This is a genomic window from Bariatricus sp. HCP28S3_A7, from assembly GCF_052066375.1.
Taxonomy (GTDB): Bacteria; Bacillota; Clostridia; order Lachnospirales; family Lachnospiraceae; genus Allocoprococcus.
Window position 1 is genome coordinate 141,400 of sequence record NZ_JBQHSG010000002.1, and the last position, 14,133, is coordinate 155,532.

Annotated in this window: 14 protein-coding genes; 1 reads left to right on the top strand and 13 read right to left on the bottom strand. The window is 45.4% G+C overall.

Annotated features, from left to right (window positions below; all coding sequences use genetic code 11):
* Positions 1–125: 125 nt before the first annotated feature.
* From ACTNA4_RS02020 to ACTNA4_RS02070, 11 genes are all read right to left on the bottom strand, one after another.
* Positions 126–1,205, bottom strand: a complete 1,080-nt coding sequence (locus ACTNA4_RS02020) for a cobalt-precorrin 5A hydrolase (RefSeq protein ID WP_427807206.1) — start codon at positions 1,203–1,205, stop codon at positions 126–128.
* Positions 1,205–1,543, bottom strand: coding sequence for a cyclic-di-AMP receptor (locus ACTNA4_RS02025; RefSeq protein ID WP_441028332.1), 339 nt, complete (start codon positions 1,541–1,543; stop codon positions 1,205–1,207). Before ACTNA4_RS02025 ends, ACTNA4_RS02020 begins: the two co-directional genes overlap by 1 nt.
* Before the next feature lie 530 nt (positions 1,544–2,073).
* Entirely contained in the window at positions 2,074–2,253 is a 180-nt protein-coding gene (locus ACTNA4_RS02030) for a hypothetical protein (RefSeq protein ID WP_441028333.1), read from the bottom strand.
* Between the two features lie 126 nt (positions 2,254–2,379).
* A complete protein-coding gene (locus ACTNA4_RS02035) occupies positions 2,380–4,905 on the bottom strand; it encodes a heavy metal translocating P-type ATPase (protein ID WP_441028335.1) in 2,526 nt (841 codons plus the stop codon).
* 76 nt (positions 4,906–4,981) lie between these two features.
* Entirely contained in the window at positions 4,982–5,287 is a 306-nt protein-coding gene (locus ACTNA4_RS02040) for a metal-sensing transcriptional repressor (RefSeq protein WP_427807200.1), read from the bottom strand.
* 147 nt (positions 5,288–5,434) lie between these two features.
* Positions 5,435–6,055: an AAA family ATPase gene (locus tag ACTNA4_RS02045; RefSeq protein WP_427807199.1), complete on the bottom strand. Its 621-nt coding sequence runs from the start codon at positions 6,053–6,055 to the stop codon at positions 5,435–5,437.
* A gap of 11 nt (positions 6,056–6,066) precedes the next feature.
* Positions 6,067–6,777 (bottom strand): ABC transporter ATP-binding protein, encoded by a 711-nt coding sequence (locus tag ACTNA4_RS02050; protein WP_441028337.1) that lies wholly within the window; start codon positions 6,775–6,777, stop codon positions 6,067–6,069.
* 14 nt (positions 6,778–6,791) lie between these two features.
* Positions 6,792–7,550, bottom strand: a complete 759-nt coding sequence (locus tag ACTNA4_RS02055; protein ID WP_427807197.1) for an ABC transporter ATP-binding protein — start codon at positions 7,548–7,550, stop codon at positions 6,792–6,794.
* Between the two features lie 2 nt (positions 7,551–7,552).
* Entirely contained in the window at positions 7,553–8,632 is a 1,080-nt protein-coding gene (locus ACTNA4_RS02060; RefSeq protein WP_427807267.1) for a branched-chain amino acid ABC transporter permease, read from the bottom strand.
* Between the two features lie 9 nt (positions 8,633–8,641).
* Complete coding sequence (locus ACTNA4_RS02065) at positions 8,642–9,526, bottom strand: branched-chain amino acid ABC transporter permease (RefSeq protein ID WP_427807196.1); 885 nt, start codon at positions 9,524–9,526, stop codon at positions 8,642–8,644.
* A 91-nt stretch (positions 9,527–9,617) separates the two neighbouring features.
* Complete coding sequence (locus ACTNA4_RS02070; RefSeq protein ID WP_427807195.1) at positions 9,618–10,796, bottom strand: ABC transporter substrate-binding protein; 1,179 nt, start codon at positions 10,794–10,796, stop codon at positions 9,618–9,620.
* A 265-nt stretch (positions 10,797–11,061) separates the two neighbouring features.
* Between ACTNA4_RS02070 and ACTNA4_RS02075 the strand changes: the two genes are divergently transcribed.
* Positions 11,062–11,682, top strand: coding sequence for an HAD family hydrolase (locus ACTNA4_RS02075; protein WP_441028339.1), 621 nt, complete (start codon positions 11,062–11,064; stop codon positions 11,680–11,682).
* Here ACTNA4_RS02075 and ACTNA4_RS02080 read toward each other — a convergent pair.
* A complete protein-coding gene (locus ACTNA4_RS02080) occupies positions 11,679–13,034 on the bottom strand; it encodes an MATE family efflux transporter (protein ID WP_427820830.1) in 1,356 nt (451 codons plus the stop codon). The genes ACTNA4_RS02075 and ACTNA4_RS02080 overlap by 4 nt on opposite strands.
* Before the next feature lie 25 nt (positions 13,035–13,059).
* The gene (gene queA, locus ACTNA4_RS02085) at positions 13,060–14,085 is read right to left on the bottom strand and encodes a tRNA preQ1(34) S-adenosylmethionine ribosyltransferase-isomerase QueA (RefSeq protein WP_441028341.1); all 1,026 of its coding nucleotides are present in this window, start codon (positions 14,083–14,085) and stop codon (positions 13,060–13,062) included.
* Between the last annotated feature and the right edge of the window lie 48 nt (positions 14,086–14,133).

Here is a 14,133-nt window from a genome sequence, read left to right on the forward strand (position 1 = left end):
AATGGAATCTGCAATTCTTATATCATTCATCAGCGGTACCGGAACTTCATCACAAGTGTGATGATAGACAAATCCCGCATGACCATTCAGTTTAAGTTCAATGGCTCCAATCAAATATCAGTACACTAATATGACAATTTCATTTTCCGACAAACAACTGCAAATGTCATCTGTTCCAGACTCGACTTCGGAAGAATCAGTTCCCCGTCCGGGCAAAAATATTTCACAGCCCTCTCACACACATTATCTACACCGGTAATACGACTCACGAATTCAGAACTTGTGCTTACCGATTTTACTGTCTTTAGCTCCTCCGCTGAAAATGTGTAAAATGGTATCTTCCATTCATCGGTCATTTCCAGAATGCCAGCTTCTTCTTTCTTCAGGTCAATACTCACAACGGCTTCTACCTGCTCCCGTTTCAGCCTCAGATCCTGCAAAATCTTATCCATACCTTCCTTCAGTTGCTCTGCAGGCACACCTTTCCGGCACCCTATTCCGACGATTACATTCTTCGGATAAAGGAACAGCGTATTCACATTTTTCTCATCACAAGAATCATAAAACTGCCTGACAGCGATCCGGAAATTTGCGGCTCTCTTATCCTTCCGATCCTCTGTCTCCATCTTTTCACCACTTGAAAGCGACAATTCCTCCGGCACATCCCCTTCTATCGGAAACTCACACTCGAATTCGATTTTCTCCCCTCGAAGCACGGACGCCGAGATCTGCTTTGCCTTCTCCCGGTCCGAGATCAAAAGATGGTTCTTTACCGCAAATACATCGACTGCGAATTTCTTCTGCACATCCGTCGCTGTTGTGATCACAGGTATTGCTCCTGTCACTTCTGCAATATCATGTGCGATCTGTACCGCTCCTCCCACATGTCCTGAAAGCAATGGTATGATATATGTCCCTTTCTCATCCATCACAAGTACCGGAGAATCTGTAAATTTATCCTTCACCCACGGTGCAATCATCCGCACAGCAATGCCCGCCGCGCCGATAAATAAAAACGCAGCATTCCCCCAGTTTTCTCCAATCCATTCCGATATATCCTTATCTAATGTCTTCAAATCTGCACACTTGGCATATTTTGATGGTGCATAACCCTCACAAAAATATCCCATTTGCGACATTTGCAGACAGAGCTGCCTGTTCAGATGGCTCCCTTTTTCTGTAAAACTCAACACCAACAGTCTCATCAGAACTTCTCCATCTGTTCCACATTCAGTACAAACACCGTACTTCCTCCTACCTGGATATTGATTGGTACTGTCGGCGCTGCACCCAGACTTCCCTGTCCGGAAACCAATGCCGGATTCGCATAAGTAATCGTCTTACGTTCTCCGGAGTTCGCGCGGATTATTTCCAGAACTTCCGGAACCTTTTCATCCTCTACAACGGTCATGATCGTCGTATTTTTACCTTTCAGAAATCCTCCCGAAGTTGCCAGCTTCGTCACAAAATATCCTTCTGTATTCAGCTCATCTATCGTCTGTAACTCATCATTTTTCTGTAAAATTGCCATAATCATCTTCATAGACTCATACCCCCTGACGGTTTTGTTGGATATCGGAGTATAAATGGTACTCCATAGTAATATCTAGTATATTACCACAAAAAAAGAGACTTGTCATCGTAAGCTAAACATGTTAAGATATATAAAATTATTTTTCAAAGCATTCGAAATAATTTCTATAATTATCTGGCATTTAATTGTGCTGTTGCTGCTTTCGGATTTCTGCTGCAAAAACAATCCAAATCTTTCTCATATCACCACCGCCTCCCGGGAATTCTGAATCAGGTACATCAGAATATCTTCGAGCTTCAAATCTTCCTGACTTTGCCCACGTAATTCTTCAAATATTTTTTTCAGCTTTTGTTAAGTGTTCTGCTACGATCTTGTTCTCATACTTTTTTTCCATACCTATTCCTCTTTTCCGAAAATATTTTCCACAACTGTCTGTTCCTTTTTCCATAGCCACAGACTTCCAAGTCCGGCATAAATTCCTCCCAGCAGAAGGATTCTCCATATAAGATATCTATTATCTATAAAGCTTTTCTGATGTATCACCACATTCCTGAACAGCTCCACAGCCGGTGTAAGTGGAAAAATCTGCGCAAATCTCTGCACCCATTCCGGCAGGTACTGGATCGGAAATGCAATTCCGTGATCAGTGCTCTTCCGACATTCCTAAGTGTCGATACCGCCAGAACATTTATTGCCGATCCAAGAACCACATAGGTCATGTAATCCGCTCCTCCTGTATACTGATAATACTGAGCGTTCAAATTCCCTTTCAGGAAATAATGGTAAATAAAAAACGGATGAACGTTTTCCCGCTCATCCGTTTCAAAGAAATCAAATCTTACATTTTACTCCACAGAGATCACCTGATAGTCCTGATCTTCCACCGTCTTTCTCAGTACGTCATCAGAAATCTCTGCATTCAGCTTCACCACTGCCGTTCCTGCCTCATGGCTGACTTCTGCCACATCTACTTCCGGAAGTTTCTCCAGACATTTTTTCACTCTCGCCTCACAGTGTCCGCACATCATGCCTTCGATTTTCATTGTTTTTTCCATTGATTTTTCCTCCACTTTTTTCGTTTTTTTCTTTTTGATTTTCTTATCTTTTCCCGCATCATACATACGGAATAAGTTCAGCCGCAATGCATTTGTCACGACGCAGAAGCTGGAAAGGCTCATCGCCGCAGCGCCGAACATCGGATTCAGTTTCAGGCCAAAGACCGGAATCCATACCCCCGCCGCAAGCGGAATCCCGACTGTATTATAAAAGAATGCCCAGAACAAATTTTCATGGATATTTTTCAGAGTCGCACGGCTTAACCGGATCGCTGCCGGTACATCAGTAAGACGGCTCTTCATCAGAACCACATCCGCCGCATCAATCGCAATATCCGTACCTGCTCCGATGGCAATTCCCATGTCTGCACGGGTCAGCGCCGGTGCATCGTTGATTCCGTCACCGACCATGGCAACTTTTCCCTGCTTCTTAAGTCTGCGGATCACAGCTTCTTTTCCTTCCGGACGTACCCCCGCGATCACTTCATCCACACCGGCCTGCCTTCCGATCGCCTTCGCCGTACGCTCGTTGTCTCCGGTCAGCATAACCACATGAATTCCCATATTCTGCAGTTCTTTTACCGCCTGCCGGCTCTCTTCTTTCATCACATCTGCCACGGCGATGATACCGGCAAGCTTTTCATCCTTTGCAAAGAACAGCGGAGTCTTTCCTTCCTCTGCCAGAACCTCAGACCGCTTTTTCATTTCTGCGGAAATTTCTGCCCTGCTCCGGATAAATTCATAGTTTCCGCCATTCAACCTGTTTTCTCCGCATAAAGCTGTGAGCCCATTTCCCGGAAGTGCCTGAAACTCTTTGACTTCCACCGCTTTCATTTCCTTCTGGGAAGCATATGCTATGATCGCTTTTGCCAGCGGATGCTCACTTGGTTTCTCCAACGCATATGCCATCCGAAGAAGCTCATCTGCTGTAATACCCTCTGCCGGTATAATGTCCGTTACCCTCGGGTCTCCATTCGTGATCGTGCCGGTCTTATCCAGTGCGACGATCTCCATTTTCCCGGTCTCCTCCAGCGACACAGCGGTCTTAAACATGATTCCGTGTTTCGCCCCCATACCGTTTCCGACCATGATTGCAACTGGAGTGGCAAGTCCCAGCGCACACGGACAACTGATTACCAGCACTGAGATTCCTCTTGCAAGGGCAAATCCAATGCTTTCACCTGCGAGCAGCCAGACAATAGTTGTAATCACAGCAATGGTGATGACCGCCGGTACAAACACACCGGAAACCTTATCTGCCACTTTGGCGATCGGTGCTTTCGTCGCAGCCGCATCACTTACCATCTGAATGATCTGCGACAATGTCGTATCTTCTCCTACCCGCGTAGCTTCGCATTTCATAAAACCGGACTGATTCAATGTCGCCGCCGACACCATATCCCCGGCAGCCTTGTCGACCGGAATACTCTCTCCTGTGAGCGCCGCCTCATTGACTGCACTCATTCCTTCCAGCACGATGCCGTCAACCGGAATATTCTCACCCGGCCTGACCACAAAAATGTCTCCCTTTTTGACCTGTTCGATGGAAACCTCTGTTTCTTTTCCGTCTCGTTCTACTACAGCAGTCTTCGGTGCCAGCTTCATCAGGCTTTTCAGCGCATCCGTCGTCTTCCCTTTCGAGCGGGCCTCCAGCATTTTGCCAACCGTGATCAACGTTAAAATCATCGCCGCCGATTCGAAATAGAATTCATCCATATAGTACATGACTGCTTCCATATCACCTCTGACATGCGCATCGGTCATCGCGAACAGCGCATATGTGCTGTAGATAAAGGCTGCCGCCGAGCCAAGTGCAACCAAAGTATCCATATTAGGCGCTCTATGGCAGAGGCTTTTAAACCCACTTATAAAAAACTTTTGATTGATCACCATAATGCTGATCGTAAGCAGCATCTGCAAAAGCCCCATCGCAACATGGTTTCCCTCGAAAAACGGGGGAAGCGGCCAGTTCCACATCATGTGCCCCATAGAAAAATACATAAGTACGATGAGAAATCCAAGGGATGCGACCAGCCTTTTTTTCAAAATCGGTGTCTCATGATCTCTCAGCATCTCCTCCGCTTCCATACTCCTGCTCTTTCCGGATTGCACAGTCTCTCCTTTTCTGGACGCCCCATAACCGGCTTCTTCCACCGCCTTTATGATAGCGGCAGAGGAAGCAGTTCCTTCCACGCCCATTGAATTCGTCAGAAGGCTCACCGAACAGGACGTGACTCCCTCCACTTTCGATACCGCCTTTTCCACACGGGCACTGCACGCCGCACAGCTCATTCCCGTAACTGTATATTGTTCCATTTATGTCTCCTTTTCGTTTTCTCTTATTCTTTACTACATAAAAACGAATCATTCTTAGAAATTCAAGTATGCTTTCCTACTTCATCAGCTTCTGAAGTACCGCGACCAGTTCATCCACCGTCTCTTCCTTACCTGCCCGGATGTCGTTTGTCACACAGGTCTTTATATGATTCGCAAGAAGCACTTTATTAAAACTGTTCAGTGCGGCATTGACTGCCGATACCTGGATCAGGATATCCGTACAATATGCATTCCGCTCTACCATTCCTTTGATTCCGCGTACCTGTCCTTCGATCCGGTTCAGGCGATTGAGCAGATCTTTATACTCTTTTTCAGAACGTTCCTTTGTCTTATGGCACGCACATTCTACTCGCTCCTCCATCTTCTTTTACACCTCCTTTTTCGCTTATTATATACCCCATATGGGTATATTTCAACTATTATTTCACAAAATTTCTAAATTTCTAAATAGTAAAAACCCGGAAAGAATGACACACTCATCATTCTTTCCGGGTTCTTTTCCCGATTCTTATTCAAATCTGACTTTAATGTATGCCTTGATTTCTTCCACACATTTCTCAAATCCCAGCTTTCCGCTGTTCAGACAGAGATCATAGTTTCTCGCATCGGTCCACTCACGTCCGGTATAGTGCCTGTAGTAATCCGCACGATATTTATCGGTCTTTGCAATGAACTTCTGCATCTCACTTTCTGTCATGCTGTTGCGTTCCATCGCTCTCGCAAGATTGAATTCTTCCGATGCATGGACGAACACACTGACTACATTCGGATAGTCCTTCAGGACAAAATCCGCCGCACGCCCGATGATCACACAGCTTTCGGTTTCCGCCAGCCGTTTCATGATTTTCGCCTGATAATTAAACAGATTCTTCGCCGAAACGAAATCACTGCTGGACGGCGGGATCACATCGCCTGTGTAGACGTCCGTCGTCATGCGGAGGATCGGACTGTTCTGCAGCTTTTCATCCAACTGCCGGAACAGATGCTCAGCAATTCCGCTTTCTTCAGATGCCATCTCAAGCAGATTGCTTCCGTAGCAGGGAATCCCCATTTCCTTTGCAAACATCTCTCCGATCGTCTTTCCGCCGCTTCCATACTGTCTCGCAACCGTAATTACAATGTTTTCCATTTGCACTCCTCCTATTCACCAAGATATGCTTTTTTAATAGAATCATCGTTCATCAATACTTTTGCATCGCCCTCCAGAACAATTCTACCTGTCTCAAGTACATATGCCCTGTCCGCAATAGAAAGTGCTTTTTTTGCATTCTGCTCCACCAGAAGCACCGTCGTTCCGCTCTTGCTTACTTCCTGAATAATATCAAAGATCTCATTTACCAGAATCGGAGAAAGTCCCATGGAAGGTTCATCCATTACAATAATCTTCGGATGAGACATCAGTGCACGCCCCATCGCCAGCATCTGCTGCTCGCCGCCGCTTAAGGTCCCTGCGAGCTGATTCTTTCTCTCTTCCAGACGCGGGAAACGCTTGTAGACCATTTCCAGCGTCTTCTCGATCTCATCCTTGTCTTTTCTTGTATAAGCGCCCATCTTCAGGTTCTCATATACGGTCAATTCCGCAAAGACTCTTCGTCCTTCCGGTACATGTGCGATTCCCAGAGACACGATCTTATGTGCCGGAACCTTTGTAATATCTTTTCCTTCGAAGATTACAGAGCCTTTCTTTGGTGACAGAAGACCTGTGATCGTGTGCAGGGTCGTCGTCTTTCCCGCACCGTTGGCACCGATCAGAGCGATGACTTCCCCTTCATTGACCTCGAAGGAAATGCCCTTGATTGCCTGAATCATGCCGTAATATACTTCAATATCCTTAATTTCAAGCATTGCCATGTCCGTCATCCCTCCTATTCGCCCAGATATGCCTTGATTACTTCCGGATTATTCAGCACTTCACTGGTTTCACCCTCAGCAAGCACCTGTCCAAAGTTCAGCACAGTCAGTTTTTCACAGATTCCGGATACCAGCTTCATGTCGTGTTCGATGAGAAGGATCGTCATGTCAAATTTGTCTCTTACAAAACGGATCGTGTTCATCAGATCCTGTGTCTCGTTCGGGTTCATACCTGCCGCCGGCTCATCCAGAAGAAGCAGCTTCGGTTCTGTTGCCAGTGCTCTTGTGATCTCAAGCTCTCTCTGCTTGCCGTATGGGAGGTTTGCGGCAAGCGTATCGGCATATTTATCAAGTCCGAACACGCTAAGAAGCTCCAGCGCTTTTTCATCCATTTCTTTTTCCACTTTATAATATTTCGGCAGACGGAGGATTCCTTCAATTGTCGAATATTTATGATGATTATGAAGCCCTACCTTGACATTGTCCAGTACAGACAGTCCCTTGAACAGACGAATATTCTGGAACGTTCTGGCAATTCCGGCCTTGTTGATATCAATCGTTTTCTTTCCTACGATATTCTCTCCATCCAGTGTAATGATTCCTTCTGTCGGTTTATATACTCCGGTAAGAAGGTTAAATACCGTCGTTTTTCCGGCCCCATTCGGTCCGATCAGCCCATACAGGCACCCTTTTTCAATTTCCATATGAAATTCATTTACCGCGCGAAGACCGCCAAAGGAGATTCCGAGATTCTTCACTTCCAATAATGCCATAACTATGCAGCCTCCTTTGTATTTTTCTTCCTGCCGGCTTTAAGTTTAGCCGCTAATTTTTCTCTCATTTCAATCGCTTTCGGCGCCCAGTTGAATAACATCATCACGATCATAACGATTGCATAGATCAGCATACGATAGTCCTGCAGACCTCTCAGAAGCTCCGGCAGAAGCGTCAGAACGATTGCCGCAATGATCGAACCTCTGATATTACCGATACCGCCAAGAACAACGAATACAAGAATCATGATTGACATGTTGTAACCGAAGTTTTTGCTTGTAGCTGTCAGCGTCGCAAGGTTGTGGGAATACATAACTCCTGCAACTCCCGCAAGTGCGGCAGAAATCGCAAATGCCATCAACTTGTATTTTGTAATATTGATTCCGACTGATTCTGCCGCAATACGGTTATCACGGATCGCCATGATTGCACGGCCGCTGCGTGAATGAATCAGATTCAGAACAATGAACAGCGTCAGAAGAATCAGAAGTACACCGATCGTGAATGTAGAATCCTTAGGTGTTCCTGTAATTCCCTGCGGTCCGTTGATGATAACCTTGCCGCCTTCTTCCAGTCCAAGGGATATGGAATCCTTCGTAGAAAAATGAAGTCCGTTCGAATCTTTTCCGATGAAAAGGATATTGGCAATATTTTTAATAATCTCACCAAACGCCAGCGTTACAATCGCAAGATAGTCGCCCTTCAGCCGAAGCACCGGAATACCGATTAAGATTCCACAAATTCCCGCTGTAGCCGCTCCGATCAAAAGTGCCAGAAAAAATCTGATTCCGGAAGATGGAATCACATCCACCATGCATTTTGAAAAGAATGCACTAGTAAATGCTCCCACACACATAAATCCGGCATGTCCCAGGCTCAGTTCACCCAGAATACCAACCGTAAGGTTAAGAGAGACAGCCAGAATAATGTATGCACAGAGCGGCACCAGAAGTCCCTGAAGAAGACTGGACACATTTCCTGTAGCCACTAAAATCTGTACAACCGCATAAATCGCAATGACCATCAGGTATGTAAGCAAATTGCTCTTTGTCGTTTTGTTCATTTTCTTTATATTTTTCATCATTGCCACCTACACTTTCTCCTGAATATTCTTGCCAAGAAGCCCTGTAGGTTTCACGATCAGAACCACGATCAGCACTGCAAACACGATTGCATCTGCCATCTGTGAAGAAATATATGCTTTACCGAATATTTCAATCACACCAAGAAGGATCCCGCCGATCATAGCACCCGGAATCGATCCGATTCCGCCGAATACCGCCGCAACGAAAGCCTTGATACCGGGCATAGATCCGGTATACGGAGTAAGAGTCGGATATGCAGAGCAAAGAAGAACACCTGCGATTGCCGCGAGTGCAGATCCGATTGCAAATGTCAGCGCAATCGTTCCATTTACATTCACACCCATCAGCTGTGCAGCCCCCTTATCCTCCGAAACTGCTCTCATTGCCTGTCCTGCTTTTGTCTTCTTGATAAAAAGCTGCATACCGGTCATAATCACAACACAAGAAAGAATCGTAACGATCGTTTCTCCTGAAATTGTCAGTTTACCACCTGCAAGCACCAATGAAGGTACCTTGACTACAGATGTAAAAGACTTCGTGTTAGCTCCGAAAATCAAGAGTGCCAGATTCTGAAGCAGGTAGCTGACACCAATTGCCGTAATCAGCACAGCAAGTGAAGAAGATGCATTTAAAAGCGGTCGGTATGCAATTGTCTCGATCAATATACCAAGTACTGTACAAAAAACAATTCCAATGAGAACTGCCGCTGCCGGAGGAAGCCCTGCCCCCGTAATCACAGTCAGCACCACATAAGCACCGATCATTATGACATCCCCGTGAGCAAAGTTCAGCATTTTAGCAATACCATAAACCATTGTATAGCCAAGCGCTATAATAGCATAAACACTGCCCAGACTTATGCCATTAATGAGATAAGATATAAAACTCATATAATTCTCACATTCCTTTCCTTTTTGAAATATATTATAACATGTACAAAAACAGAAGGCTACCATAAGATAGCCTTCCATAAAATGAATCCTATTCTACAACAGCGTAGTCACCATTTTCAATCTTAACAACCATTGGTTCCTTGCTCGGTTCTCCGCTTGCTTCCCATGTAAGACCTTTTGCAGTAACACCATCAATTTCGATTTCAACCATTGCAGATTTCAGGCCATCACACACATCGGATGAAGCCATTCCCGGTTTCACATCTGCTTTTTCCATTGCAGCCTTCATTGCATAAATTCCGTCGTAAGCATCTGCTGCAAACTGGTTCGGAGTATCGCCGTATTTATCTTTGAAAGCTGTTACAAATTTCTGAATTGCTTCATCTGTAGAAGTTGGTGTAAACGGACTTAAGAACATCAGGTTATTAGCCAGGTTCGCATCAAATCCTTCTACTGCAAGAATTCCGTCCATACCGTCACATCCAAAGAAGATCGGGTTGTAGTTCATTCCTGCTGCCTGTTTCAATACCAGAGAAGCCTCTGAGTAGTAGAATGGCAGGAATACAAGTTCTGCTCCGGAGTCTTTTGCTTTCTGAAGCTGAACAGAGAAGTCTGTCTTGCTTTCTGATGTAAATGCTTCTGCAGCAACTACTTCGAAATCCTGATTAGCTGCTTCTTTTACGAATGCTTCGTAGATACCGGTTGAATAAACATCAGAGCTGTCATAGATCACAGCTACTTTTGAAGCAAGGCCGTTTTCTCCGATATATTTTGCTGATTCAAGTCCCTGCATCGGGTCAGAGAAACATACACGGAATGCATTGTCATACTGTACACATTCTACTGCTGTTCCTGACGGTGTAAGAAGGAACATATTGTCCTGATTTGCAACCTCACCTACAGCAACACACGGTGCTGAAGTTACGGTTCCGAGGAGTGCCTGCATTCCCCAGTCTTTCAGGTTATTGTATGCATTAACTGCTTTCTCTGCATCATGCTCATCATCTTCGAATTTGAATTCAACCTGTGCTCCGTTGATACCGCCGGCTGCATTGATCTCTTCAACTGCCAGTTCAGCACCATTCTTAACAGCCTGTCCATAAACAGCTGCTGCACCGGTAACCGGTCCGATTGCACCGATCTTGATTACTTCACTGTCTGAGCCGCTGCTTTTTTCTCCTTCACTTTTTGAGCCACAGCCTGCTGCCATCGATACGGTCATCGCGGCAACCATAGCAACGGCTAACCATTTTTTCACATTTCTCATATTCTTTTTCCTCCCAACAAACAGAGCGCACTCTGTTTAAAATTATGTTTGAAATCTTACACCAAATCCTCCTGTTTGTCAATAGAAAAAACACCATATTTTGATGCATTAGGAAATATGCACAAATTCAACTTCATTTTTTTCTATAACGCGTCTTTATTTTTTACATTTTTACAGAAACAATCCTGATTCAAATTTTGACGCATGTTTTCTTCTATGTTATAATAGTACAAATTTTACAAACTATTTCCGGAGGATATTAAAAATGGATGGAATTATTTTTGATGTAGACGGAACACTTTGGGATTCGACTGAAGTCGTCGCCCGTTCCTGGAACCAGGCCATAAATGAAAATTCAGATCTTCCCGCCGATCTGACTGCCGCAAAGATCAAATCTTTATTCGGCAAAACCATGAACGAAATCACAGCCGCACTCTTTCCTTCCTTCTCAGAGGAAGATCGCAGCCGCCTTGGAGATCTCTGCTTTGCATACGAAAACCGGCTGCTCGCCACAGAGCCAGGAACCCTTTATCCCGGTGTGCGGGAAGCTTTCCAGGCACTGTCCGAGAAATTTGATCTCTATATCGTCAGCAATTGTCAATGTGGATACATTGAAGTTTTTCTTGAAGGAACGAACCTGGGTCCTTTTGTAAAAGATACACTCTGCTTCGGCCAGACAGGACGGCCCAAGAATGAGAGCATCCGCATTTTAATGGGAAAAAACCATTTAAAAGACGTCTGCTATATCGGTGACACCATGGGAGATTATGATGCCTGCCAAAAAGCCGGTGTTCCGTTCATCTTTGCGGAATACGGTTTTGGCGAGGTTCCGGAAGCCGAAGTACGGATTCAGAATATACGGGAATTGGAACAGCTTCTCCTTTAGAAGCTGTTCTTTTCTTTATTCATTTTCTTCATCCACGGACTCTTTCTGTAAAACAAGACTGAAAGCAGCATTCCCGAAGTCCATCCCACCGGCCACGACAGCCAGATTCCGACGGGACCAAGGCCGATCACCTTTGAAAATACGATCGAAAGTGCTACTCTGAGAATCAGATCCGCAAAAGTGGCAATCATAAATTGTTTCATCATTCCTGCTCCTCGCAGAATACCGTCAGCAACCAGTTTCACTGATACCACAAAATAGAACGGTGCCACGATCCTCAGGAACTGATTCCCGGTCGCCAGTGCCGTCACCGAATCCTGATTCATAAAAAGGAGCAGAAGCATTTTGCCCGCCAGAAGGTATAATAACACCAGCGGTACACACAGGCCCCATACCATCTTGATCCCGGCACGCATTCCCTCCCGGATTCTGTCCGGTTTCTTTGCCCCGAGATTTTGGGCTGTGTAATTGGAAATTCCATTTCCCAGAGTCGTAAACGATGTGATAACCAGATTGTTGAGCTTGATTGCCGCAGAATAACCGGCAATCACTCCCGCTCCGAAACTGTTGATCACACTCTGTATGATAATATTCCCTACAGAAACAAAGCTTTGCTGTAGAATACTCGGCACGGCGATAACCGCAATTTTCTTAAAAAGTTTCCAGGAAAACACATCCAGATTCCCTTCCGTATGAATACCGGCAAGTCTCCGGAACACCACGATCATTGCAAGCACACAGCTCACCCCCTGGCACAGAAAAGTCGCCCATGCCACTCCGGCAATTCCCATCTTCAACACTGTGACAAACAGAATATCAACCGCAATATTTGACGTAGATGATAAAGCCAGAAACACAAACGGTGTCTTCGAATCTCCCAAAGCCGAAAAAATACCATTTGCAATATTATAGAAAAACATAAATGGCAATCCCCAGATATAAATGTCCAGATAGAGTTTGGAATCTGCAAGTATATTCTCCGGTGTATGGATAAGCTGCAACAATTGCCCTCCTAACAGGAGTCCTCCAAGCATCAGCATTGCACATAATACACCACTTGAAATCAGCGCCGTATAGATTGCCGTTTTCATATCATTGTATTTTTTCGCCCCAAAAAGCTGAGAGGCGATCACCGAGCACCCAATGTTACATCCGAATGCAAACGCGATGAATATCAAAGTGATCTCATAACTGTTCCCCACTGCCGCCAACGCATTCTCTCCGACAAATTTTCCTGCTACAAGACTGTCCGCAATATTATAAAGCTGTTGAAAAACAACACTTCCGAACAATGGCAGGCAAAACCTCCAAAGCACACTCTCCGGTCTTCCGACCGTCAAATCCTTTACCATTTTCCCTTTCCTTTTCCTTACTACATTATCGTATGAACATCGCATCCCCGAAACTGAAGAAACGGTATCTTTCCCGAATTGCTTCCTCATATGCAGCCAGAACGTGTTCTCTTCCTGCCAGTGCAGAAACCAGCATGATCAGGGTCGATTCCGGCAGATGGAAATTCGTGATCAGCGCATCCAGAACTTTGAATTTGTATCCCGGATAAATAAAGATTTCTGTCCATCCACTGCATTCTCGCAATCGTCCATTTTCGTCTGCTGCGGATTCCACTGTCCTGCAGCTCGTTGTTCCCACGCAGATAACCCGGTGTCCTTCCCCTTTTGCCCGATTGATCTTATCTGCTTCGCTCTGCTCGATCCGGTAAAATTCGGAATGCATATGATGCTCCTGAATATTCTCGACTTTTACCGGGCGAAATGTGCCAAGTCCCACATGCAGGGTCACATGGGCAATCTCCACGCCTTTCTCCTTGATCTCATCCAATAGCTCCGGTGTAAAATGCAGCCCCGCTGTCGGCGCTGCCGCAGAACCGGAATGCTTTGCGTATACGGTCTGATAGCGGTTTTTATCCTCCAACTGGTGCGTGATATACGGCGGAAGTGGCATCTGTCCCAGCTGATCCAGGATTTCTTCAAAAATCCCCTCATATTCGAATCGGATCAGACGGTTTCCTTCTTCTACCACCCCGATCACTTCCGCTTTCAGAAGCCCGTTTCCAAAAACCAGACGTGCTCCCGGTTTCATCTTTCTTCCCGGCTTCACCAGTGTTTCCCAGATATCATTCTCTTTCCGTTTCAGAAGAAGTACTTCCACCTTTGCACCGGTTCCTTCCTTCTCTCCGATCAGACGCGCCGGAATAACCTTTGTATCATTGATCACAAGGCAGTCTCCCGGGTTCAGGTAGTTTACGATTTCACGGAAAATATGGTGCTCCGTCTCACCGGTTTCCTTATCCAGAACCAGAAGCCGTGAACCGGAACGATCTTCAAGCGGATCCTGTGCGATCAGTTCCTCCGGCAGATCAAAATAAAAATCCTCTTTCTTCATTCTGTTTTCCTTTCTGCATATACGTCATTAAAGAGACCGTATACAAGA